Origin of the sequence: Burkholderia sp. AU19243 (genome assembly GCF_018148075.1) — a bacterium.
GTDB lineage: Bacteria > Pseudomonadota > Gammaproteobacteria > Burkholderiales > Burkholderiaceae > Burkholderia > Burkholderia latens_A.
This window is the reverse complement of record NZ_JAGSTV010000012.1, coordinates 46,823-71,074: the sequence shown is the minus strand read 5'-3', so window position 1 is coordinate 71,074 and position 24,252 is coordinate 46,823. Positions and strand designations below refer to the sequence as shown.

Genomic DNA, 24,252 nt, shown 5'->3' with positions numbered 1-24,252 from the left:
CGGCCGCGCCGCTGCGCCGTCGCGTTGTTCAGAATCGGCACACTCGTTTTCGATGCGCCGGCACCGCCCGCGGCGGGCGCCCGCGCGCACCGCTGCGGTTCGCTTGCCGGCCGGTTTGGCACGCATGTTGCGTAAATCGTGCAGCGCGATCCAACCGGCGCTGTATCCACACAAGCACGATGAACAGGAGACATGTATGAACCCGTTTGACCTGAAGCAACTGGGCCTCGACGTCGAATATCCGTATCGTCAGCAGTACGACAACTACATCGGCGGCAAGTGGGTTCCGCCGGTGAAGGGCGAGTACTTCGAGAACGTGTCGCCGATCAACGGCAAGCCGTTCTGCCGCGTGCCGCGCTCGGGCGCCGACGACATCGAACTCGCGCTCGATGCCGCGCACGCCGCTCGCCGCAAGTGGGGCAAGACTTCCGTCGCCGAGCGCGCGAACCTGCTGCTCGCCGCCGCCGACCGGATGGAAAAGAACCTGAAACTGCTGGCGGTGGCCGAGACGATCGACAACGGCAAGCCGCTGCGCGAGACGATGGCGGCCGACCTGCCGCTCGCGATCGATCACTTCCGCTATTTCGCGGGTTGCATCCGCGCGCAGGAAGGCGGGATTTCGGAGATCGACGACAACACCGTCGCGTATCACTTCCATGAGCCGCTCGGCGTGGTCGGCCAGATCATCCCGTGGAACTTCCCGCTGCTGATGGCTGCGTGGAAACTCGCGCCGGCGCTCGCGGCCGGCTGCTGCATCGTGATGAAGCCGGCCGAGCAGACGCCCGCGTCGGTGATGGTGCTGATGGAGCTGATCGGCGACCTGTTCCCGGCCGGTACGATCAACATCGTCAGCGGCTTCGGCAAGGAAGCGGGCGAGGCGCTCGCGACCAGTACGCGGATCGCGAAGATCGCGTTCACCGGCTCGACGCCGGTCGGCAAGCACATCCTGCGTGCGGCCGCCGACAACCTGATCCCGTCGACGGTCGAGCTGGGCGGCAAGAGCCCGAACATCTTCTTCGCGGACGTGCTCGATCAGGACGACGCGTTCCTCGACAAGGCGCTCGAAGGCCTCGCGATGTTCGCGCTGAACCAGGGCGAGGTGTGCACGTGCCCGTCGCGGATCCTGATCCAGGAGTCGATCTACGATCGCTTCATCGAGAAGGCGGTCGCGCGTGTCGAGCGCATCAAGGCCGGCCATCCGCTCGACCTGCAGACGATGATCGGCGCGCAGGCATCGCAGCAGCAGCTCGACAAGATCCTGTCGTACATCGACATCGGCCGCGACGAAGGCGCGCAATGCCTGACAGGCGGCGAGCGCACGGCGCCGGCGGCCGAACTCGGCACGGGCTATTACGTGAAGCCGACGATGCTGCTTGGCAACAACAAGATGCGCGTGTTCCAGGAGGAGATCTTCGGGCCGGTCGCGTCGGTGATGACGTTCAAGGACGAGCAGGAAGCGATCGAACTCGCGAACGACACGTTCTACGGGCTCGGCGCGGGCGTGTGGACGCGCAACGGCACGCGTGCCTACCGGATGGGCCGGGAGATCGAGGCCGGCCGCGTGTGGACCAACTGCTATCACCTGTATCCGGCGCACGCGGCATTCGGCGGCTACAAGCAGTCGGGCATCGGCCGCGAGACGCACAAGATGGCGCTGTCGAACTATCAGCAGACGAAATGCCTGCTGGTCAGCTACCAGGCGGAGGCGCTCGGGTTCTTCTGATCGCCGCAGGGGCGAAGGGCCCGCCGTGGGCGGCCGGGCGGCGGTGGAGCGCCGCCCGGTCGTGTGGCGGTGGCGGAGCGCCCGTTGCGAAGGGGCCGATGCCGGAGGGCGTTTCCGGTTGGAGCTGTCCGACGGCGCTTCCGGAGCGTGCTTCGGAGGGTGCTCTCGGACGGTGCTTCCGGACGGTGCTTCCGAATGGAGTTTCGGGGGGCTGCTTTCGGGGCATTTCCGCAGGACCGCTTCCGAAGGATGGCTTCCGGCGGGCGCTTTGCAGAGGGCCGGCCGCGGAAAGCAGTGAGGCCTGCGCCGGATTGACGCAGCAGAGAGACGGCGGGGCGATGTCTGCCCGGCCGTTGAACGGCGCCCGTACCGCTTGCCCGGTGCCGTGCCGGCGGCCGGTGCTGTCCCGCCGCCGACCCTGGCACTTCGCGTTTTTTTCACCTTTCGACATTGAACAAGCGGCGTGGGCCGCGCGCGATCCCGGCCCGCATCGCGCCGATACCGGCCTTCGCGCGTTCGCAGCCGCATCGTGCGCCCGCAGGCCTGACGGAAACCAGCATGGCAGAACCGCCCCGATCCTTTCCACGCCACCCGGTGTTTCACGCGGGCGAGCTCGACGCGCACCACCGGTTCGGCGTCAGCGACGAAGCCGAGCGGATGAGCGACGTCGTGACGACGCGACTGAGCATCGGCGTGCGCCAGTTCGTCGAATCGCAACCGTTCATGTTCGTCGGCACGATGTGCGGCGAACCGGCGCGCGTGACCTGCGACATCGTGCAGGGCATCCGCGACGCGAACGGCGATCTGTGGCCGGTCGTGCGCGTGATCGACACGAAGACGCTGCGCTTCGCGCTGCCCGTCCATCCGGATGGCGACGGCGCCAGGATCGACCCGCGCACGTGCGACGGCAGCGGTGTCGGTCTGCTGTTCGTCGATTTCATGCGCGGCGTCCGTTACCGAATCAACGGCCGCGCGACGCTGCGCACCGACCTGCCGGCAGCGGATATGGCCCCGTGGCCGCCCGGCAGCCCGATCGTCGAGCTGGCGGTCGCGCAGGCGTACGGCAACTGCGGCACGCGCGTCGTGCGGTTGCGGCCGGGCGCGTAGCCGATGGCCGCCGGCGGCGCGCATTCCGCACCCGTGCGGTGCGCGGTACGCCGCCTCCGGGTGCGCCCCCATGGCGCGCACGGGCCGGAGCGCGTGGAATGACGGGCTGGTCGCCGGAATCGCGCGATTCGGCACGGGACTTGCGTGATGGAGGCCGTCCCGCGCAGGTGAGGAGAACACGATGGAACAACGAGTGCAGTGCATGGACGAGCCGACGGCCGAGGACACGCGGCGCAGCGCGCAGGGCAACGACGCGCTGGCCGGCCAGGCCGTGGTCAGCGTCGCGCACGACGCCGACGAGCAGGCGCGCAACCTGATCGGCTGGCGGCAGACCTACGACCAGCTCGCGGCCGGCCGCTTCGTCGGCACGCTGACCGAGCTGCCGCTCGACACGATGAAGCTGTTTCGCGAATCGACCAGCCACCTGCTGCGGCAGGCGTGCGAGGTGCGCGGCGACGCTTACTGGTTCGGAATCCCGCTCGCGAGCGACGGCACCGCGCGCGTCGACGCGTGCCGCATCGGCCCCGGCGCGCTCGCGTTCCGGCCCGGCAACGTCGAATTCGAATTGCTGACGCCGGCGCAGTTCTCGATTTACGGGGTGGTCGTGCGGGGCGACGTGCTGCGCCGCTATGCGGAAGAAGTCGAACACCGCGCGCTCGACGAGCGGCTGTTCACGCAACGCGTGATCCAGATCGGCGACGCGCGGCTCGCGCGCCTGTGCACGCTGCTCGGCCACCGGCTCGACGGCGCGGCGGCCGCGGGGGGGCCGTTGCCCGATGCGCAGCGCGACGACCTGCAGGCCGAGGTGCTGGCCGCGCTGTTCGACGCGTGCGCGCAACCGGCGGACGACGGCGCGGGCGGCGCGCCGTCCACTCGGCGCTGGATCGTCGAGCAGGCGCGCGAATACGTGCTTGCGCACCGCACGCGGCCGGTCGGCGTGCCCGAGCTGTGCGAGCAACTGCACGTGAGCCGTCGCACGTTGCAGTATTGCTTCCAGGATGTGCTCGGCATGGCGCCGGCAACCTATCTGCGCACGCTGCGGCTCAACGGCGCGCGGCGCGATCTGTGCGGGCGGGCGGCCGGTTCGGTGCAGGACGTCGCGGAGGCGTGGGGTTTCTGGCATCTGAGCCAGTTCGCGACCGATTACCGGCGGCTGTTCGGCAAGCGGCCGTCGGAGACGCTGCGCGAGCGGGCGACAATGATCGCCGCCGGGTGAGCCGCGTGGTGGCGGCGCGTGGAAGCTGCCGCACGCGCCGTCTCGTTATCCCGCTGTAGCCGCCGCGTCGCGCGGTGCCGGCCACGGCAACGCATCCCAGTCGATCGCCCGGTAGGCGGATTCGACCGCCGCGAGATCGTCCGGCCGTTCGCTGCGATGCAGCCCGTGCAAATCCGCGGGCACGTCGAGCGAGACCGGCACGCAGTGCGGATAGTCGCGCACGCGCAGCGCCGGATCGATCGTCGTGAAACAGCCGAGCGTCGGCACGTCGAAGCCGTCGGCGACATGCAGCGCCGCCGTGTCGGGCGCGAACAGCACGCTCGCCCCCTTTACCCAGGCAAGGAAGCGCGCGGTGTCCGTCGCGTCGCGGCTCACGTCGACATAGGCGGCGTGCGCGACGGCGCCGAAGCCGACCACGGGCAGCCCGTAACGCTGCGCGAGCCGCTCGACGCAGGCGGCATGCAGCGCCCGCGGCACGCTGCGCACCGCGGTGCTTGCGGTCGGGCAGAACAGCACGTACGGCCGCTGCCATTCGGCCGGCAGTGCGGGCAGCGTCAGCCGGGCGAGCCAGCGATTGCGCTTCGCGGCGGCCGGCACCGCGGCCGGATCGGCGCCGAGCGCGTCGACGAAGAAATCGATCATCGGCTGCCGCGCGAACGCGGGCCAGTACAGGTGATTGCCGACATCGATGCACGGCGCGCCGGCAGGCAGCGCATCGGCCGGATACGGCAGCGCGCGCGACGGTGCGACGACGTCGGCCGCGAGCGCATACAGTGCGTCGACGTAGCGCGGCGCGCGGGCCGGCCGGTACAGCGTGAAGCGCAGGCCCGGATGCATCGCGCGCAGTGCGGCGAGCGCGGTCAGCCCGATCACCGAATCGCCGAGCGCGACGCCCATCCCGTTGATCACGTGCACGTCCGTCATGCGCTCGTAGTCGAGCCGGAACGGTCGGGATGCGGCATGCAGCAGGCCAAGCGCGGGCGCGGCCTGTGCGTGACGTTCCGCGCGCTCGCTGCCGTGCTCGATGTCGTACGGTGCGACGAGCGTGCCGTTGGGCGCGAGCAGCGTGCCGGGATGGACGAGCGCGCGATCGTGCGACAGCACGAGGCCGGCCGGTGTGATGTGCCGCGCCATGGTCATGCGCCGCGGGCGCGGCGGCCCTGCTCTCGGATCTGCTCGAGCGTCGCGGCCGGCGTGCTGGCTTCCTGCGGGATCCGGATCTCGATCACGGCCGGCAGCCCGCAACTCAGTGCGCGCTCCAGCGCGGGCGCGAAGTCGGCGGTGCGCTCGACCGTCTCGCCATGCGCGCCGAACGCACGCGCGTACGCGGCGAAATCGGGGTTCGTGAGCCCTGTGCCGTGCACGCGGCCCGGATAGTTGCGTTCCTGATGCATGCGGATCGTGCCGAAATGACCGTTGTTGACGACGATCGCGACGATGTTCAGCCCGTATTGCATCGCGGTCGCGAGTTCGTTGCCTGCCATCATGAAGCAGCCGTCGCCGGCGAGCGCGACGACCGCGCGCGACGGATACAGCGACTTCGCCGCGAGCGCCGCCGGCAGCCCGTAGCCCATCGCGCCGCTGGTCGGGGCGAGTTGCGAGCGGAAGTGGCGGTACGCGAAGTGGCGATGCAGCCAGATCGCGTAGTTGCCGGCGCCGTTGGTGAGGATTGCATCGTGCGGCAGGCGCTCGCGCAGCTGCACCATCACGTCGCCGAGCTGGACGTCGCCGGGCATCGGCAGCGGCGCATGCCATTCGCGATACGCGCGGTGCGCGGCTGCGGCCGCGCCGGCCCACGCGAGCTGCGACGGCGGCTCCAGCGCGGCGAGCGGCGCGGCGATTTCCGGCATCCCCGACACGATCGGCAGGTCGGGCGCATACACGCGGCCGAGCTCGTCCGCGCCCTGATGCACGTGGATCAGCGTCTGGCGCGTTTTCGGAATGTCGAGCAGCGTATAGCCGCCTGTCGTCGCCTCGCCGAGACGCGGGCCGAGCACGAGCAGCAGGTCCGCATCGCGGATCCGCTTGCCGAGCGCCGGATTGATCCCGAGGCCGACGTCGCCGGCGTAGTTCGGGTGCGCGTTGTCGAACGTGTCCTGGAAGCGGAACGCGCATGCGACCGGCAGTTCCCAGCGCTCGACGAAGGTGCGCAGGTTCGCGCATGCGTCCGGCGTCCAGCCGCTGCCGCCGACGATTGCGAACGGCCGCTCCGCACGCGCGAGCCGCTCGCGCAGCTCGTCGAGTTGCGCGGCCGACGGCGACGCCGCGACGCGTTTCGCGGCCGGCACGACCGCTTGCGGCGCGCACGCTTCGGACAGCACGTCCTCCGGCAGCGCGAGCACCACCGGGCCGGGGCGGCCGGATGTGGCGACATGGAATGCATGGCTCAGATATTCGGGAATGCGGCGCGGATCGTCGATCTGCGCGACCCATTTAGCCATCTGGCCGAACATCCGGCGGTAGTCGATTTCCTGGAAGGCTTCGCGGTCGAGGTGCTCGCGCGCGCACTGGCCGACGAACATGATCATCGGCGTCGAATCCTGGAAGGCGGTGTGCACGCCGATCGACGCGTGCGTCGCGCCGGGGCCGCGCGTCACAAACGCGATGCCGGGACGGCCCGTCAGTTTGCCGACCGCTTCGGCCATGTTCGCGGCCGCCGCTTCGTGGCGGCAAACGACCGTCTGGATGCGCGCGGTGTCGTCCGCGAGCGCATCGAGCACGGCGAGAAAGCTCTCGCCCGGCACGCAGAATACGCGTTCGACGTGATTGGCGAGCAACGCGTCGACGAGCAGTCGCGCGCCAGTGGTGGCGCGCGGCTCGAGATCCTTGGAATGCGACATGGGCTGCCGTCTCCCTGGGTAGCGGGACGTACAGCTTACGCCTGTTGCCGGGGCGCCGGCACACCGGCCGATGAAAAGTGCCGGAACGCGGTTCGCCGCGTGCGTCGTCGCTTCGGGCGGCTGAACCGCGAGTTCGCGCAGCCTGAGCAAGTCGCGAAACGATTGGCGCGGTGTTACACGGAGGATGTGCTGATGTCGGCGATCACGTCCGCCAAGCTGGAGGACGGCGTCGCCGCATGGGCGACGCCTGCGCGGGAGCGTCGCCGTCTCGCCGCGCTGATCGACGATATCCCCGGTGCTCCGTTCGACGTCGCGGCCGCGCCAGCGTACGGTCCGGTTCGCGACGCAACCGGCGAGCGGAAGAGGATCATCTCGACGAGCGGATCGCCGCGCACGCGGTGTCGCCCGACGTCGCGCTCGTGACCAACGACGAGCGCTAATTCCTCCGCTATCCGGGATTGCGGCCGGAGAACCGGCTGAACGATTGATGGCGATGGGCGCGTCCGGCGGCCATGCGGGATATCGATCCGCTCCGCATGACCGCCGAACCGCGCGTCAGCACTCGACGATGTTCACCGCGAGCCCGCCGCGCGACGTTTCCTTGTACTTGGTCTTCATGTCGGCGCCCGTTTCGCGCATCGTCTTGATCACCGAGTCGAGCGACACGTAGTGCGAGCCGTCGCCGCGCAGCGCCATGCGCGCCGCGTTGACGGCCTTCACCGAAGCCATCGCGTTGCGCTCGATGCACGGGATCTGCACCATCCCGCCGACCGGGTCGCACGTGAGGCCGAGGTTGTGCTCCATCCCGATCTCGGCTGCGTTCTCGACCTGGCGCGGCGTGCCGCCGAGCACGGCCGCGAGCGCGCCGGCCGCCATCGAACATGCGACGCCGACTTCGCCCTGGCAGCCCACTTCCGCGCCGGAAATCGACGCATTGAGCTTGTACAGGATGCCGATCGCGGCGGCCGTCAGCAGGAAGTCGATCACGCCCTGTTCGTTCGCGCCCGGCGTGAAGCGCGTGTAGTAGTGCAGCACGGCCGGGATGATGCCGGCCGCGCCATTGGTCGGCGCGGTGACGACGCGGCCGCCGGCCGCGTTTTCTTCGTTGACCGCGATCGCATACAGGTTGATCCAGTCGACCATCGACAGCGGATCCTGCAGCGCACGCTCCGGGTTGCCGGTCAGTGCGCGATACAGCTGCGGCGCGCGGCGCTTGACCTGGAACGGGCCGGGCAGGTTGCCGTCGGCGTCCGGGTTGCCGATCCCGCATCCGCGCGACACGCACGATTGCATCACCGCCCAGATTTTCAGCAGCCCGTCGCGCGTCTCTTGCTCGCTGTGCCACGCACGCTCGTTTTCCCACATCAGCTGCGCGATCGACTTGCCGGTCGACTCGGTCAGCGCGAGCAGCTCGGCGCCGGTGCGGAACGGATGCGTCATTTGCTCGGCCGCGCTCAGCACTTTCGTGTTCGGCGCGCCGGCCGTCACGACGAAGCCGCCGCCGACCGAAAGGTACGTGCGCTCGACGAGCACGTTGCCGCTTGCATCGGACGCGCGCAGCTTCATCCCGTTCGGATGCTCGGGCAGCGCCTGCCGGTAGAACGCGATGTTGTCCTTCAGCACGAACGGCACCGGATGCGTGCCAAGCAGCGCGAGCTTTTTCGTCGTGCGGACGTCTTCCAGCCGCGCGTCGATCGTGTCGGGATCGACGGTGTCGGGGGCGTCGCCGAGCAGGCCGAGCATCACGCCGCGATCGGTGCCGTGGCCCTTGCCGGTCGCGCCGAGCGAGCCGTACAGTTCGACCTTCACGTTGGCCGTCGCGTCGAGCAGCCCGTCGCGCTCGAGGCCCTGGACGAACATCAGCGCCGCGCGCATCGGTCCGACCGTGTGCGAGCTCGACGGGCCGATGCCGATCTTGAAGAGGTCAAACACGCTGACTGCCATTTCGATTCCTGCCTTGCTTTGAGAGTAGTGCTAGCGCGCCTGCAATGGCAGGCACGCGGCCAGCCATGCGGGCGGCATGACGGATAGCTGGCGCGCGACACGGGCATAGCGCCCGTCGAGCCGCGCGGCCAGGTGAAAGAGTTCGGTGGCGTTTTTCGGGTCCCACTGCCCCGTGTAGCCGGGCAAGCCGGCTTCGCGGCGCTTCGCGTCGAACGGCACCGGCGAATGCACGAATTCCTCGTGCGTCTTTTCGCCGAGCGCGTACGGCACGAGCCAGTCGAGCGCGGCCGCCAGCGTCGCGCCGTTCGCGCCGCGCTCGCGCAGCCAGTTGCGGTTGAAACGGCGCGCGGCGAGTGCGGCCGTCACCAGCGGCTGGAGGTCGTACACCGCGTAGTGCAGCGCGTCGCGCTCGTCGAAGTCCCAGGTCTTGCCGTCCGGGCCGATGTTGTCGGCGAGATGCTCGACGAACAGCCGCTGCGCCGCGTTCATCATCTTGCGATCGCCGAGCGTGAACGCGGACAGCGCGATCAGCTTGATCCGGTGGCTTTGCCAGTTGTTGCGCCACGTGCCGGTGAGCGGCCGCTTCTGCGCGTCGATCTGCGCGACGTAGCCGGCGCCGAGCTTCGCGATGAATGCGGCCGTCGCGTTGCGGGTCTTGACCGGCAGCGCGCTCGCCGTCATGTCGTACGCGATGATCAGGCTGTCGAAGCGCGTCTCGTCGATCGGGTTGAAGCTCGGCTGGTAGGTCGACACCCACGCGGACAGGAAGCGGTCGACGAGCTGCAGATAGCGCGGCGCATTCGTCACGCGCCACGCGAGCGCGGCGTCGCGCATCAGCTCCATGTCCTTCAGCGCTTCGGCGCTCTGGTCGTAGATGCCTTCATGCGGCAGCGTGCCCTCGGTATGCACGCGCGGCATCGCTTTCGGCTGCTCGCCGATGCGCGCGTCGACGCTGTGAATCAGCGCCTGTACGCCCGGTTCGGCCTGCGTCGTCTCGCTCGCCTGCAACGCGGGCGCCGCGCAGAAATTCATCGCCGCGCGTGCGCTGCCGGCCGCGCCGAGGCCGGCGGCGGCAAACGACAGCGACGCGACGAACAGCGGCACGAAGCGGTGCGTGCGCGGCCGCTCCTGCGTTGCACCATGGCCCGGAAACATCGGACGCACCATGCGGAACTCCTTGATTGGCTGGATCGCGTTGATGTTAGCCGGATTGGCGGGCAAGCGTGAACAGATTGGCCGGCCGGCGAACGCAAACACCGCACGCAACCGGCGGTTGCGTGCGGTGTGATCGCGGCCGGACGCCCCGCTGCGACGCGGGGGTTACGCGCGTTACGCGTATTCCGACATCGGCACGCACGAGCAGAACAGGTTGCGGTCGCCGTACGCGTTGTCCGCACGACCGACCGGCGGCCAGTACTTGTTCGTGCCGAGCGACGCGACCGGGTAGGCGGCCTGCTCGCGCGAGTACGCATGCGGCCATTCGTTCGCGGTGACGACGGCTGCCGTGTGCGGCGCGTGGCGCAGCGGGTTGTCCTCGCGGTCGGCGCGGCCTTCCTCGACCGCGCGGATTTCCTCGCGGATCGCGATCATCGCGGCGATGAAGCGGTCGAGTTCTTCCTGCGATTCCGATTCGGTCGGCTCGACCATCAGCGTGCCCGGCACCGGGAAGCTCATCGTCGGCGCGTGGAAGCCGTAGTCCATCAGGCGCTTCGCGACGTCGTCGACGGTGATGCCGCTCGTTTCCTTGATCGGACGCAGATCGAGAATGCACTCGTGCGCGACCAGCCCGCCCGGGCCCGAATACAGCACCGGATAGTGCGGCGCGAGGCGCTTCGCGATGTAGTTCGCGTTGAGGATCGCGGTTTCGGTGGCGGCGGTCAGATTCTTCGCGCCCATCATCGCGATGTACATCCACGAGATCGGCAGGATCGACGCCGAGCCGTACGGCGCGGCGGACACCGCACCGATGCCTTCTTCGCCGCGCGCGTAGCCGGTCGAACGCTGGTTCGGCAGGAACTTCGCAAGGTGCGCGCCGACCGCGACCGGGCCGACGCCCGGGCCGCCGCCGCCGTGCGGGATGCAGAACGTCTTGTGCAGGTTCAGGTGCGATACGTCGCCGCCGAACCGGCCCGGCGCGGTCAGGCCGACCATCGCGTTCATGTTCGCGCCGTCGACGTACACCTGGCCGCCGTGCGCATGGACGATCTCGCAGATCTCGCGCACGTTCTGCTCGAACACGCCGTGCGTCGACGGATACGTGATCATGATCGCCGCGAGGTCCTTCGAATGCTGCTCGGCCTTCGCCTTCAGATCGGCGATGTCGACGTTGCCCTGCGCGTCGCACGCGACGACCACGACCTTCATGCCGGCCATGTGCGCGGACGCCGGGTTCGTGCCGTGCGCGGACGCCGGGATCAGGCACACGTCGCGATGCGCTTCGCCGCGCGATGCGTGGTACGCGTGGATGATCAGCAGGCCCGCGTACTCGCCCTGCGAGCCGGCGTTCGGCTGCAGCGACACGGCCGCGTAGCCGGTGGCCGCGACGAGCATCTGCTCGAGCTGGTCGATCATTTCGCGGTAGCCGACGGTCTGCTCGGCCGGCGCGAACGGGTGGATTCGGCCGAACTCGGGCCACGTCACCGGCAGCATTTCCGATGTCGCGTTCAGCTTCATCGTGCACGAGCCGAGCGGGATCATCGAGCGATCGAGCGCGAGGTCCTTGTCCGACAGGCTGCGCAGGTAGCGCAGCATTTCGGTTTCGGAATGGTGGCGGTTGAACACGTGATGCGTGAGGTACGCGCTCGTGCGCTCGAGGCCGGCCGGCAGCGCGGCGACGCCGGCGAGGCCCGCGTCCAGCGCGTCGACGGCCGGCGCCGTGCCGCCTGCGGCCTGCGCGAATACGTCGAGCAGATCGGCGAGGTCGTCGCGGGTCGTCGTTTCGTCGACCGATACGCCGACTTGCGTGTCGCTCACGCGGCGCAGGTTGATGCGCTTGGCCTTCGCGAGTTCGTGGATCTGCGCGGTGCGCGCGCCGGTATCGATCGTCAGCGTGTCGAAGAACGTGTCGTTGACGGTCGCGAAGCCGAGCTGCTTCACGCCGGCGGCGAGCAGCGCCGCGATGCGGTTCACGCGCAGCGCGATCGTCTTCAGGCCGTGCGGGCCGTGGTAGACCGCGTACATGCTCGCCATGATCGCGAGCAGCGCCTGCGCGGTACACACGTTCGACGTCGCCTTCTCGCGGCGGATGTGCTGTTCGCGCGTCTGCAGCGCGAGGCGCAGCGCCGGCTTGCCCTGCGCGTCGACGGTCACGCCGACGAGACGGCCCGGCATCTGGCGCTTGAATTCGTCACGCACGGCCATGTAAGCGGCGTGCGGGCCGCCGAAGCCCATCGGCACGCCGAAGCGCTGCGTGTTGCCGACCGCGACGTCCGCGCCCCATTCGCCGGGCGGCGTCAGCACGGTCAGCGCGAGCAGGTCGGCCGCGACGACGACGTGGCCGCCCGCCGCGTGAATCGCGTCGGTGAGCGCGCGGTAGTCGCGCACGTCGCCGTTCACGCCCGGATACTGGAGCAGCACGCCGAATGCGTCGGCCTGCGCGGCGTCGGCCGCCGGACCCGTCTTGACTTCGATGCCGACCGGCAGCGCGCGCGTGCGGATCACTTCAAGCGTTTGCGGCAGCACGTCGTCGGCGACGTAGAACACGTTCGACTTCGGCTTGCCGGTGCGTTGCAGCAGCGTCATCGCTTCGGCGGCGGCCGTCGCTTCGTCCAGCAGCGATGCGTTCGAGATCGCGAGGCCCGTCAGGTCGGCGACCATCTGCTGGAAGTTCAGGAGCGCCTCGAGGCGGCCCTGGGAAATTTCAGGCTGGTACGGCGTGTAAGCCGTGTACCACGCCGGGTTTTCGAGCACGTTGCGCAGGATCACGGCCGGCGTATGCGAGTCGTAATAGCCCTGGCCGATATACGAGCGGAACACCTGGTTCTTGTCCGCGAGCGCGCGCAGCGCGGCGAGCGCTTCCGCCTCGCTCTTCGGTTGCGCGAACGGGCCGAGCGGCAGCGTTTCGGTGCGGCGGATCGAGGCCGGGATCACGGCGTCGATCAGCGCGGCGCGCGACGCGAAGCCGAGCGTGTCGAGCATGGCCTGCTGGCTGGCGGCATCGGGGCCGATGTGGCGTTCTGCGAACGCGTCGTGCGTTTCGAGCGCGGCGAGCGAGAGGGGCGTGCGGTTCATCAGGCGGTCCGGGTGTTCGAGCTTCATGGCGTGACTCTGGTCCCGCGCGGGCCGGTCGCCCGGCCGCACGCGGTTCGGGTAAGGAAAATTAGTCGATCAGCTTGCTGTACGCGTCGGCGTCGATCAGCTTGTCGGTCGATGCACCGTCCGCGAGCTTGATCTTGAACAGCCACACGCCATACGCGTCGCTGTTCACTTCTTCCGGCGAGTTGGCGGCATCTTCGTTGATCGCGACGACTTCGCCGGACACCGGCGAGTAGATGTCGGATGCGGCCTTCACCGATTCGACGACGCCGACGGCGTCGCCCGCCGTCACCGACTTGCCGACTTGCGGCAGTTCGAGGAAGACGATGTCGCCGAGCGTGCTCTGCGCGTGATCGGTGATGCCGACCGTCAGCGTGCCGTCCGCCTCGGTGCGGATCCACTCGTGTTCGTCGGTGTACTTCAGATCGGCCGGGACGTTGCTCATCGGATGCTCCTGGATAAAAGGTGTGTTCGTTATGCTGGCGCGCCGCCGGGGGCGCGCCGGGTGGGGTTGCGCCGGGCGCCATTTCCCGGCTTTACCGGGACGCGGCCTGCCGGTCGCTTCCCGGTCGTTACGCAGCGAGGACCTTGCCGTTGCGCACGAACGGCAGTTTTACCACGCGCGCGGGAAGTTGCTTGTCCCGAATCTGCACCTGAACGGTGTCGCCGATCTGGACGGCGGCCGGCACGCGCGCGAACGCGATCGATTCCTGCATCGACGGCGAGAACGTGCCGCTCGTGATCTCGCCTTCACCGTGCGGCGTGACGACCTTCTGATGCGCGCGCAGCACGCCGCCCGCCTTGCCGTTTTCCTTCTGCAGGATCAGGCCGACGAACGCGGCGCGGGAGCCGTCGCGCTCGAGCGCGGCGCGGCCGACAAATTCGCGCGGCGCCGACAGGTCGACCGTCCATGCGAGGCCCGCGTCGAGCGGCGACACGGTTTCGTCCATGTCCTGCCCGTACAGGTTCATGCCGGCCTCGAGGCGCAGCGTGTCGCGCGCGCCGAGCCCGCACGGACGCACGCCGTTTTGCTGCAGCGCCGTCCACAGCGCTTCGACGTGCGCGGCCGGGACGATCACTTCGAAGCCGTCTTCACCGGTATAGCCGGTGCGCGCCACGGTGAGATCGCCGAACGGCGTGCCGGCGACTTGCGCGGCGTTGAACGGCTTCAGTTCGCTGGTCGCGGCGCGCGCGGCGGGCACCGTGGTCCAGACCTTTTCGCGGGCGTTCGGACCCTGCACGGCGACGATCGCGAAATCGCGGCGCGGCGCGATCGTCAGGCCGAAGCCGCCTTGTTCGTTGAGCTGGTTGAACCACGCGATGTCCTTCTCGGCCGTGCCGGCGTTGACGACCACGCGGAAGAAGTCTTCGGTGAAGTAATAGACGATCAGGTCGTCGATGACGCCGCCTTCCGGATTGAGCAGGCAGGAGTAGAGCGCCTTGCCGGGCGTCTTGAGCTTGCCGACGTTGTTCGCGATCGCGTGTTCGAAGAACGCGCGCACGCGGCTGCCGGTGAAATCGACGACGCACATGTGCGATACGTCGAACATGCCGGCGTCGGTGCGCACGGCCTCGTGCTCTTCGATCTGCGAGCCGTAGTTGACGGGCATGTCCCAGCCGCCGAAGTCGACCATGCGGGCATTGAGCGCGCGGTGCGCGGCGTTGAGCGGGGTGTGATTCAGTGCAGTCATCGAGGCCTCAGGCAAGGCGCTTGCGCGCGGGTCAGAACGGCCATGTGCGGACCGTCGCGGCCTGGGCCTGCGACGCGATCCGGTACATGCCCCTCTGTCCTCGATACCTGAGAGATTGCGCTGCGGCTGCAAGCCGGCGAACGCGCGCCCCTTCGGTGGGCAGCCTGCCCGCGCTGCTTGTGCGCAGCGGGCTACTGCCGCTCTCCAGAGTGCGGGGAAGGCGGCCCGCGCAATGCGCGGACGGGAATCCCCGACGCGGTCGGTCCTTTTGCCTGAGAGTTTGCGGGTGTGCCCCTTCGGCGGCGCGACCGGCGTTGCACAAGCGACGCGGTCACGCGCTCTCCCGACGCGTGCGGGCGACTGTACGCGAGCAGGTCGGCATTGTCAATTTGGGCAAAAGAATGTCGCTTCGCGACAAGCGGCGGTAAGCGGCAGCAGGCGGCGGCAAGCGGTGCCGCCGCTCTCAAGGCGCCGGCCGAGCCGGGATTACTCGCCGATCGCGCGCGCGGCCGTGTCGAGCTCCTGGTTCAGCACGCGCTGTTCGTCGCCGGACAGGCCGCCGTTGTGCTGCGCGGACATGTCGTTCGCTTCCTGGCGGATCACGTCGAGCCGGTGGTGCAGCTGCGCGCCGTACGGCGGCGGGTAGTAGCCGCCGTTCACGCGCGCGTCGATGCGGCGGTGCAGGTTGTCGATCCGCCCCTGGACCTCCTGCAAACGGTCGTTGGCGACGACCTGAGGGTTCGGCCGGGGCGGGGGCGCCTGTCGGGCCGGCCGCTGCGGCTGCACGACACAGGCCGCGAGCGAGGAAACCAGGACGCAGCATGCCGCTGCGCGAATCAACCGTTGCATCACATTCTCCTGACGGTTTGGTGTCGGATCGACTTTTTGAGAAACGCGTCAGACCCGACGACCGCTGACTTTCGTTCCCGCACTGTTTGTAACGGAATGTTTGGAAGGGGGCGGGGCGACCGCGACGCGCGGCCGCCGCGGCAAGCCCGCCGCGCGACTGGGGACGGCGGCGGCATCGTGCGGGCTGCGCCAGCCGTGCGCCGGTCACACCGTGCGGCGCACGAACGGTACCCGGCGGCCTTCGTGCTCGCTTTGCGCGGCGAGCTCGATGATCGTCATCACGTCGACCGCGTCCTGCGGCGCGACCGGGAACGGTGCGCCGTCGTGGACCGACGCGGCGAGCGCGCGATAGAACTCCGCGTACTGGCCGTCGAGCGTCGGCACCGGGCGTTCGACTTCGAGGTCGCCCTCGAGTACGCGCAGCACGCCGGGCGGGTTGCCGCCGCCGAACTCGACGTGGTCCGGCGTGAGGCCGGCTTTCAACTGATCTTCCTGCGTGTCGAGCCCGAACTTCTGATAGCTGCCGCACGTGCCGTGGAGCGTGAAGCGCGGCGGCTCGATCGCCGACAGCGCGCTCGCGTGCAGCGCGACGTCCTTGTCCGGATAGCCGAGCAGCAGATGCACCAGATCGGGCGCGGCGCCGTTGTCGCGGCGCGTTTTCACCGTGGCGCTGACCGTCTGCGGCAGCCCGAACAGCACGAGCGCCTGGTCGATCAGGTGCGGGCCGAGATCGAGCAACAGGCCGCCGCCGCGCGCGGGTTCCTCGCGCCAGCGCGTGCGCGGCGTCGGGCGGAAGCGGTCGAAGTGCGACGCGAACCAGGTCACCCGGCCGAGTTCGCCGGATTCGACGATGCGGCGCACGGTGAGGAAGTCGCCGTCCCAGCGGCGATTGTGAAATGGCGCGAACAGGCGGCTGCGCGCGTTCGCGAGCCGGGCGAGCGCGAGCGCCTCGTCGGCGGTGAGCGTAACGGGCTTGTCGACGACGACGTGGCGGCCGGCTTCGAGCACCCGCCGCGCGAGCGTGAAGTGCGTGTCGTTCGGCGTGGCGATCACCACGCAATCGATGTCGTCGAGGGCGAGCAGCGCATCGAGATCGGGAACGATGCGCGCGCCTGGATACGCGGCGCGCGCGCGATCGGGCTGACCCGTCGCGATCGCGGCGACCTCGGTGCGGCCGCTCGTGGCGATTACGGGCGCGTGGAACGTCGCGCCGGCGAAACCGAAACCCATCAAACCAATCCTGAGCAATGACGACATGGCAATCCTTGGCTGCGTACGAAACGAAAGGACGGTGCGCCGTGAGAGGCGCGGGAACGACCGGCTATTTTGGCATGACGCCGTCGCATACACTGGCGCGTTCGGCAAAACGCGCGACGCCGGCCGGCGACGTGCGCGCGGCGAGCGGCATTTGGCGCGGTGCGGGCGCAACCGCACCCGGCCCAGCGCGTGGGGCGTGTGCCGGCCGTGATCGCGTCGGCCGGCGGCGACGCGCCGCGGGCCGAACGCCGTCGGCAGTGCAGGCGTGGCGGCGCATGCGTGAAGAAACGCAGCCGGCCGAGGGCGGCCGTGGCAAGCCGGTGTCCGATGCAACCGATCCGATCGTGGTTGGCGGTGCGCGCCGACGTGCTGCCATTGTGGCTGATCGAACCGGAAGCGGGGCCGGATTGGCCGTCGGGACAAGAAGCGGACCGGCAGCGGCCGCCGGGCGAAACGCCGGCACTGCCGCGCGGGCGCATTCGCGCGCGCTTCGGAAAAGCGCGTCGCCGACGTGTTAACATGCGCGTCCTGCCCCGCGTGTCCGCCTGCGTTCCAGGCCTGTCGCGCGGGGCATCCTCCCGGCGTTCCGCCGTCAACCGCAACATCATCCGTCATCATGTCCGCAGGCCTCAACCCCGCTCAGAATGAAGCGGTGCGCTACCTCGACGGTCCCTGCCTCGTGCTCGCCGGCGCGGGCAGCGGCAAGACCCGCGTGATCACGCAGAAGATCGCGCACCTGATCGAAGCGAAAGGCTTCGAGCCGCGCCACATCGCGGCGGTCACGTTCACGAACAAGGCCGCCGCCGAAATGCGCGAGCGCGTGTCGAAGCTGCTGGAAGGCAAGACGCTCACCACGCCCGGCAAGGAAGGCCGCAAGGTGCCCGTCAACCAGCTCACCGTGTGCACGTTTCACTCGCTCGGCGTGCAGATTCTGCGTCAGGAGGCCGAGCACGTCGGCCTGAAGCCGCAGTTCTCGATCATGGATTCGGACGACTGCTTCGGGATGATCCAGGAGCAGATCGGCACCACCGACAAGGGCCTGATCCGCAAGATCCAGAGCACCATCTCGCTGTGGAAGAACGGCCTGATCATGCCCGAGGAGGCGATGACGATCGCCGCCAACGAAGACGAGCACCAGGCGGCGCTCGTCTATCGCAACTACGTCGCGACGCTGCACGCGTACCAGGCGGTCGACTTCGACGACCTGATCCGGCTGCCTGCCGAGCTGTTCGCGAAGAACGAGCAGGTGCGCGACCGCTGGCAGAACAAGCTGCGCTATCTGCTGATCGACGAATACCAGGACACCAACGCGTGCCAGTACGAGCTGCTGAAGCTGCTCGCGGGCCCGCGCGCCGCGTTCACCGCGGTGGGCGACGACGACCAGGCGATCTACGGCTGGCGCGGCGCGACGCTCGAGAACCTCGCGCAGCTCGGCAAGGATTTTCCGAAGCTGCACGTGATCAAGCTCGAGCAGAACTACCGGTCGACGGTGCGGATCCTGACCGCCGCGAACAACGTGATCGCGAACAACCCGAAGCTGTTCGAGAAGAAGCTGTGGTCCGAGCACGGGATGGGCGACTCGATCACCGTCACGCCGTGCAACGACGAGGAGCATGAGGCCGAATCGGTCGTGTTCCGGCTGTCCGCGCACAAGTTCGAGCGGCGCGCGCAGTTTCGCGACTACGCGATCCTGTATCGCGGCAACTTCCAGGCGCGGATTTTCGAGCAGGTGCTGCGGCGCGAGCGCATTCCGTACGTGCTGTCGGGCGGCCAGTCGTTTTTCGACAAGGCCGAGATCAAGGACCTGTGCGCATACCTGCGCCTGATCGCGAACGCCGACGACGATCCCGCGTTCATCCGCGCCGTCACGACGCCGCGCCGCGGGATCGGCAACACGACGCTCGAGGCGCTCGGCTCGTTCGCTGGCCAGGCGAAGGTGTCGCTGTTCGAGGCCGTGTACATGGGCGGGATCGAGGCGCGGCTGTCCGCCCGGCAGATCGAGCCGCTCAGGATGTTCTGCGACTTCATCCAGCGGCTGACCGACCGCGCAGACAAGGAGCCCGCGAGCGTCGTGCTCGACGACATGATGGAGGCCATCCATTACGAGGCGTACCTGTACGACGCGTTCGACGAGCGGCAGGCGCAGTCGAAGTGGCAGAACGTGCTCGAATTCCTGGAATGGCTGAAGCGCAAGGGCACCAAGCCGGAGACGGAGGCCGTCGACGGCGAGGCTGACGGCTTCCACAACGCGGACGGGCTCGCGGACACCGGCAAGAACCTGCTCGGCCTGATCCAGACCGTCGCGCTGATGTCGATGCTCGAAGGCAAGGACGAGGATCCGGACGCGGTGCGGCTGTCGACCGTCCATGCGTCGAAGGGGCTCGAGTATCCGCACGTGTTTTTGGTCGGCGTCGAGGAGGGCATCATGCCGCACCGCGGCGGCAGCGACGACGACGGCCCGATCGACAACGAGCGGATCGAGGAGGAGCGCCGGCTGATGTACGTCGCGATCACGCGCGCGCAGCGCAGTTTGCACCTGAACTGGTGCAAGAAGCGCAAGCGGGCGCGCGAGACGGTCGTGTGCGAGCCGTCGCGCTTCATCCCCGAGATGGGCCTAGACGACGCGCCGCCGCCGACGCCGGAAGAGGCGCCGATGTCGCCGAAGGACCGGCTCGCGAGCCTGAAGGCGTTGCTGCAGAAGTAGGCGGCGCGCGGCTTCGGCCGGCATGCCGGATCGAGTTCGGGTTTCCGCAAAACAAAACCCCCGCGATGCGTATGCATTGCGGGGGTTTTTTACGGCAGCGCGGCGGGACGGTTACTTCGCTGCGTTGACCATGTAGTCGACAGCCGCCTTCACGTCGGCGTCAGACGCGTTCGACCCGCCTTTCGGCGGCATCGCGCCCTTGCCGTGCAGCGCGTAGTTGTAGACGGTGTCCATCGAATCCTTCAGGCGCGGCGCCCAGTCTTCCTTGCTGCCGAACTTCGGCGCGCCCAGCACGCCGGCTGCGTGACACGCCTGGCACACCTGCGTGTACAGCGCCTTGCCGGCCGATGCGGCGTCGGCGCTCGTTGGCGCGGCAGCGGGTTTCTCGCCCGTCTTCGGAATCGCGGCGATCGCGGCCATTGCGGCGGCGGCCTGCGCGTTCGACGCGTCCGCGCCCGATGCACCGGCCGCGCCGCTTGCTGCCTGCGCCGCGTTGGCGGCCGGTGCGGCGGGTTCGGGGAAGTTCGCACCGTCGTTGTTCGCCATGTAGACGATCGCGCGGGCGATCTCGTAGTCGCTGACGTCGTCGGGGCTCGTGCCGCCGCGCGGCGGCATCGCGCCCTTGCCGGACAGCGCCGTTTTCAGCAGTGTGTCGAAGCCTTGCGCGATGCGCGGCGCCCAGTCGTCCTTGTTGCCGAACTTGGGTGCGCCGGCCGCACCCGTGCCGTGACAGGTCACGCAAACGGCTTTGTAGACTTCCTCGCCGGTCTTGTACGTGCGGGGCGCGTTGGCGTCCTTCACCTCGACCTGTGCGATCGGCGCGATCCGCGCGGCGACCTGTGCGTCGGAGAGCGCGTCGGTGCCTGCGCCGGAACGGAATGCATGGTTGGCATAGGTGGCAAACAGGACGATCAGCGCAATCGGAATCGCGAATGATGCAATGACAACGGCAATCAGCTGCCCGGGAGTTTTGACGGGAGATTCGTGGGGTGCTTCGCTCATGCTTGCCTCGTCTCCGTGAATAGGAATTGTGAGCGCGGTGCAACGGCAAAATGGCAGTCCAATGAAGCACGGACGATTATAGACGGAACGTTTACATCACGGCGAGCGGCGCGAAGGCGCGTGTTTACCCGCACGAATGAGGGCCGGACGACGATTCTGCAGCCAAGGTGGACGCGTCATGGGAAACCGGGTATCCTTGCCGTCTTGCCAATGGTGGGCGGCCGGTTTATTGGGGTCGTTTCACTGTCACAGGCGCCCGTAGCTCAATGGATAGAGTACTGCCCTCCGAAGGCAGGGGTTGCTGGTTCGATCCCAGCCGGGCGCGCCAAGTCTGACAAGCCTCTCAGCGATTTCACCCGTCTCCCTGCCTTACTTGGTGTAGCTAAAGTACACCTACGCTGCCGTTATCCGGTCATCCGCATTGCCTCTCGTTCCGCTGGTACCGGCATCGGGATTACCGCCGCGACGGGCGTGTGCGGCGTCACCCACTGCGCGAGTCGGTCGGCCGAAAGGTGCGCGTATCGTTGCACCATCTCCATCGTTTCCCAACCGCCGAGTTCCGTCAGCACCTGCAGCGGTGTACCGCGCTGCACATGCCAGCTCGCCCTGCTGAAACCGGGTTGCGTAGGGCGTCCAGCGCATGATCGGGATACGGCGCCTGCGCTTCCCATTCATCGTGTTCGTCGATCCTAGTGGACGACGGCGAGGGTGGGGCAGGGGTCCGAGGGGAGTGGGTTGATCTTGGTCGCGAGCCAATAGCACCCGAACGCGAACATGGCGACGAGGACGAAGGTCAGGCCGACCAGTATGGCGATGTAGAGACTCGAATTCACGAAGTCTCCTGAGCGAAGTGTGCGCCGACGCGGAAGTACTTCGGCGGAGCGGCCGTAGCTGGCCGTGCTCAGGAAGGTGATATGTGATTTAAAAAATCTGGCTTACGAATAAGCGGAAATTTTTTCCTGAAAGATTGTGAGATTGCGGCCATTTCACGCTCGAACGTCAGCTCGCCATTTTTCGAGATAGTTCGGTATGCGAGGCGCACTATCGTCTTGTTCCGAAAGGCATTTATAATCAGCCCTCGGCAGAAACCCCACCTGAATACCAACCAAGGGAAAGCTGCATGGGCCACACCGCACTTTATAAGACGTTGCGTCTGGGCGACGCGCAATACAATCGTCTTGTCAAACTCGACACGCCGCTTGGCGTCGACTGGTTATTGCCACTCTATGTGAAGGGCACCGCTCGACTCGGTCGCGATTACGAATTCGTGATTGATGCCGTTTCACCACGCGGTAGCCAGATTGAACTGGGTGCGTTGCTCGCCAAGCCGGTCACGCTCTGGATTCAGCAGACGGACGGCTCGTACATGCCGATCCATGGCTACGTTCACCGATTCAGCAGGCTGGGCGCGGATGGGCCGCTGACCTTTTACAAGTTGGCGTTCTCGTCCTGGCTCTATTTCTTGCGTCTGCGCCGCGACATGCGTGACTGGCAGGAGCAGAATGGCGAACAGATTCTGACCGACGTCTTCAACGAGCATCCTCAAGCGCGTGGCGCGTTTCGCTACGAGCTTCATAAGCCGCTGCCGTCCTATTCCAATCGCGTGCAGTGGGAATACGACCTGAATTTCGTCTATCGCAGCATGGAAGAGGTCGGCGTATTTCCGTACTTCGAGCAAGCCGAAAATGGCCGGTCGCACACGATGGTTTTGACGGACGACGTTTATTTCGTTCCTCAACTGAAACAACCCGTTGTCGAGTTCGGTCGTACGGAAATCAGTGGGGAACTGGACGGGTTCGCGCAGTGGAAGGAGCAGCTTCAGATCGACAGCGCGCAGCTGACGTCGCGCTCGTTCGACTACAAGCGCCCGGATCTTCCTCGGCAGGTGCAGGGTGTGACGGACGTGAACGGCGAGTTGCCGACCGATGGGGAAATCTACGACTACCCTGGCGCGTACATGTGGTCGGACCGCGAGCAAGGTGAGCGTCTTGCCCAGATTCGGCTTGAAGAGCGCAAATCGCGGATGAAACGTTTTCACGGAATAGGCGGCTTGCGCTGCGCGATGCCGGGGCGGCGCTTCGAACTTCGCGGTCATCCGGTGCATGACGCGGGCAGCCAACCGGATCGGGAATTTGTTCTGCTCGGGGTTGACTGGCTGATTTGCAATAACCTGCCCGGTCTGGACGAGGCGGATCAATTTCCCGACGGGCTGGCTGCGGAAGTTGCGCAAGCGAAGGCTGGCGCGACGGTTCGCCACGCAGACGGCAGCGAAGGTTTTTTTCAGGTGGTGGTCGAGGCGCAACCGCGCAACGTCCCGTTCCGTAGCCCGTTCGAACACAAGAAGCCGGTGATGCAGTTGCAGAATGCAATCGTCGCCGGCCCGAGCGGGGAAGAGGTGTACACCGATTCACTGAACCGGGTGAAGGTGTGGTTCCACTGGAACCGCCGCAATGGCCAGGATGAACGTGCATCGTGCTGGGTGCGCCCGACGTTCCTGGATGCAGGCTCGAATCGAGGTGGAATTCAGCCGCTGCGCAAGGGCGACGAAGTGGTCGTCGGTTTCATGGAAGGTGACTGTGACCGGCCCGTCATCATCGCGAGAATGTACGGGGGGGCTACGCAGCCGGTGTGGCATACGAACGGCCTCTTGTCCGGCTATCGTTCTCGCGAGTACAACGGCACTGGGTACAACCAGCTCGTGATGGACGACTCGACGCAGCAAAATCGGGTTCACCTTTACTCGAGCAGCTATCAGTCCCACTTGCACCTGGGGTACCTGATCCAGCACACGGACAACACGCGCGGCGCGTTTCTCGGCAGCGGTTTCGATCTCAAATCGGACGCATACGGCGCCATTCGGGCAGGGCAGGGCCTGTTCGTGTCAACCCACCCGACGGCAACGAACCAGCCATTGAACGTGACCGCTGCTTCTGAGCAGCTGGCCAGCGCGGAAACCGTTGTGGATTTGACGTCGCAGGCGAGCTCGGCGAACCAGGCCGAAAGTTTGCAGGAAGGGCACGACGCACTCAAGAAGTTCACCGACGCGACGCACTATAGCGTGAGCGGCGGCGCTGGCAGCGGCGGTCGGACCGGCGGCGGCGGCACGGGTAACGCAAACGGCTTTTCGACACCGATCATGTTGATGGCGAGTCCTGCGGGCTTGGGGCTGTCGACTCAGGATTCAGCGCAACTGACGGCCAATCAGCAAGTCAATATCGTCAGCGGTAAGAGTACGCATGTGGCGGCCGGCAAATCGCTGATCGCGAGTGTGATGGAGAAGATCAGCCTGTTCGCGCAGAACGCGGGGATCAAGCTCTTTGCCGCGAAAGGCAAGGTCGAGATTCAGGCGAAAAGCGATGCAATGGCCTTGACCTCGCAGCAGGATTTGAGCATCACGAGCGTGGACGGCCGCGTGGTGATTTCAGCGGACAAGGAAATCTGGATTGGAGCAGGCGGTTCGTATATCAAGATCACGCCCGATCTGATCGAGAATGGGACGACCGGGCAGATCCTCGAGAAGGGTGCATCGTGGAGCAAACAGGGGGCATCGTCCATGCGCCTGCCGGCTCAGATTACGAGCGTGACGAAGGGTTGTTCGTGGCAGACGGCATCGGCATCCGCCAATAGCGCGTCAACGGTCGTGCTGGGGTAAGCCGATGTCATCT

General features: G+C 67.4%; 15 protein-coding genes, 1 tRNA gene, 2 pseudogenes and 2 riboswitches. Of the genes and pseudogenes, 7 read left to right on the top strand and 11 right to left on the bottom strand.

Annotation, left to right across the window (positions count from 1 at the left end):
• The first annotated feature begins 196 nt into the window (after positions 1 to 196).
• The 3 genes from KDW55_RS21520 (at position 197) to KDW55_RS21510 (ending at position 4,046) form a co-directional block, all read left to right on the top strand.
• Positions 197 to 1,723, top strand: a complete 1,527-nt coding sequence (locus KDW55_RS21520) for an aldehyde dehydrogenase family protein (RefSeq protein WP_040144852.1) — start codon at positions 197 to 199, stop codon at positions 1,721 to 1,723.
• 558 nt (positions 1,724 to 2,281) lie between these two features.
• The gene (locus KDW55_RS21515; RefSeq protein WP_040144853.1) at positions 2,282 to 2,830 is read left to right on the top strand and encodes a hypothetical protein; all 549 of its coding nucleotides are present in this window, start codon (positions 2,282 to 2,284) and stop codon (positions 2,828 to 2,830) included.
• A gap of 181 nt (positions 2,831 to 3,011) precedes the next feature.
• Entirely contained in the window at positions 3,012 to 4,046 is a 1,035-nt protein-coding gene (locus KDW55_RS21510; protein ID WP_040142823.1) for a helix-turn-helix domain-containing protein, read from the top strand.
• A gap of 45 nt (positions 4,047 to 4,091) precedes the next feature.
• On the opposite strand, the gene KDW55_RS21505 is transcribed toward KDW55_RS21510, so the two are convergent.
• Positions 4,092 to 5,186: an ADP-heptose--LPS heptosyltransferase gene (locus KDW55_RS21505; RefSeq protein WP_212161051.1), complete on the bottom strand. Its 1,095-nt coding sequence runs from the start codon at positions 5,184 to 5,186 to the stop codon at positions 4,092 to 4,094.
• Positions 5,183 to 6,886 carry a thiamine pyrophosphate-binding protein gene (locus KDW55_RS21500; RefSeq protein ID WP_212161052.1) on the bottom strand — a complete coding sequence of 568 codons (1,704 nt, stop codon included), beginning with the start codon at positions 6,884 to 6,886 and terminating at the stop codon, positions 5,183 to 5,185. The genes KDW55_RS21505 and KDW55_RS21500 overlap by 4 nt, the downstream gene beginning before the upstream one ends.
• Before the next feature lie 99 nt (positions 6,887 to 6,985).
• Between KDW55_RS21500 and KDW55_RS21495 the strand changes: the two are divergent.
• Positions 6,986 to 7,326: pseudogene (locus KDW55_RS21495) on the top strand (PIN domain-containing protein).
• Positions 7,327 to 7,441: 115 nt separating this feature from the next.
• Here KDW55_RS21495 and KDW55_RS21490 read toward each other — a convergent pair.
• The 7 genes from KDW55_RS21490 to KDW55_RS21460 all read right to left on the bottom strand — a co-directional run bounded on the left by KDW55_RS21490 (position 7,442) and on the right by KDW55_RS21460 (position 16,881).
• A complete protein-coding gene (locus KDW55_RS21490) occupies positions 7,442 to 8,830 on the bottom strand; it encodes an L-serine ammonia-lyase (RefSeq protein WP_040142828.1) in 1,389 nt (462 codons plus the stop codon).
• 30 nt (positions 8,831 to 8,860) lie between these two features.
• The gene (locus KDW55_RS21485) at positions 8,861 to 9,997 is read right to left on the bottom strand and encodes an alginate lyase family protein (RefSeq protein ID WP_212161054.1); all 1,137 of its coding nucleotides are present in this window, start codon (positions 9,995 to 9,997) and stop codon (positions 8,861 to 8,863) included.
• A 162-nt stretch (positions 9,998 to 10,159) separates the two neighbouring features.
• Positions 10,160 to 13,087 (bottom strand): aminomethyl-transferring glycine dehydrogenase, encoded by a 2,928-nt coding sequence (gene gcvP, locus KDW55_RS21480; protein ID WP_212161055.1) that lies wholly within the window; start codon positions 13,085 to 13,087, stop codon positions 10,160 to 10,162.
• Between the two features lie 61 nt (positions 13,088 to 13,148).
• Positions 13,149 to 13,529, bottom strand: coding sequence for a glycine cleavage system protein GcvH (gcvH, locus tag KDW55_RS21475; RefSeq protein WP_040142830.1), 381 nt, complete (start codon positions 13,527 to 13,529; stop codon positions 13,149 to 13,151).
• Between the two features lie 127 nt (positions 13,530 to 13,656).
• Positions 13,657 to 14,775 carry a glycine cleavage system aminomethyltransferase GcvT gene (gcvT, locus tag KDW55_RS21470; RefSeq protein WP_040142832.1) on the bottom strand — a complete coding sequence of 373 codons (1,119 nt, stop codon included), beginning with the start codon at positions 14,773 to 14,775 and terminating at the stop codon, positions 13,657 to 13,659.
• Positions 14,776 to 14,859: 84 nt separating this feature from the next.
• A riboswitch (glycine riboswitch) is annotated at positions 14,860 to 14,993 on the bottom strand.
• Positions 14,994 to 15,025: 32 nt separating this feature from the next.
• Positions 15,026 to 15,131, bottom strand: a riboswitch (glycine riboswitch).
• Between the two features lie 130 nt (positions 15,132 to 15,261).
• Positions 15,262 to 15,624: a hypothetical protein gene (locus tag KDW55_RS21465; protein WP_040142834.1), complete on the bottom strand. Its 363-nt coding sequence runs from the start codon at positions 15,622 to 15,624 to the stop codon at positions 15,262 to 15,264.
• A gap of 204 nt (positions 15,625 to 15,828) precedes the next feature.
• Positions 15,829 to 16,881 carry an oxidoreductase gene (locus tag KDW55_RS21460; RefSeq protein ID WP_069240911.1) on the bottom strand — a complete coding sequence of 351 codons (1,053 nt, stop codon included), beginning with the start codon at positions 16,879 to 16,881 and terminating at the stop codon, positions 15,829 to 15,831.
• A 616-nt stretch (positions 16,882 to 17,497) separates the two neighbouring features.
• On the opposite strand from KDW55_RS21460, the gene KDW55_RS21455 reads away from it, so the two are divergent.
• Positions 17,498 to 19,585, top strand: a complete 2,088-nt coding sequence (locus KDW55_RS21455) for a UvrD-helicase domain-containing protein (protein ID WP_212161056.1) — start codon at positions 17,498 to 17,500, stop codon at positions 19,583 to 19,585.
• Between the two features lie 111 nt (positions 19,586 to 19,696).
• Here the strand turns inward: KDW55_RS21455 and KDW55_RS21450 are convergent, their stop codons facing one another.
• Positions 19,697 to 20,587, bottom strand: a complete 891-nt coding sequence (locus KDW55_RS21450; RefSeq protein ID WP_040142842.1) for a c-type cytochrome — start codon at positions 20,585 to 20,587, stop codon at positions 19,697 to 19,699.
• A gap of 252 nt (positions 20,588 to 20,839) precedes the next feature.
• On the opposite strand from KDW55_RS21450, the gene KDW55_RS21445 reads away from it, so the two are divergent.
• A tRNA-Arg gene (locus KDW55_RS21445) sits at positions 20,840 to 20,915 on the top strand.
• A 76-nt stretch (positions 20,916 to 20,991) separates the two neighbouring features.
• Here the strand turns inward: KDW55_RS21445 and KDW55_RS29495 are convergent.
• Positions 20,992 to 21,192, bottom strand: a pseudogene (locus KDW55_RS29495) (site-specific integrase); the annotation flags it as partial.
• A gap of 515 nt (positions 21,193 to 21,707) precedes the next feature.
• Here KDW55_RS29495 and KDW55_RS21440 point away from each other — a divergent pair.
• On the top strand, positions 21,708 to 24,239 hold the full coding sequence (locus tag KDW55_RS21440; RefSeq protein ID WP_212161058.1) for a type VI secretion system Vgr family protein: 2,532 nt from the start codon (positions 21,708 to 21,710) through the stop codon (positions 24,237 to 24,239).
• The last annotated feature ends 13 nt before the right edge of the window (positions 24,240 to 24,252 follow it).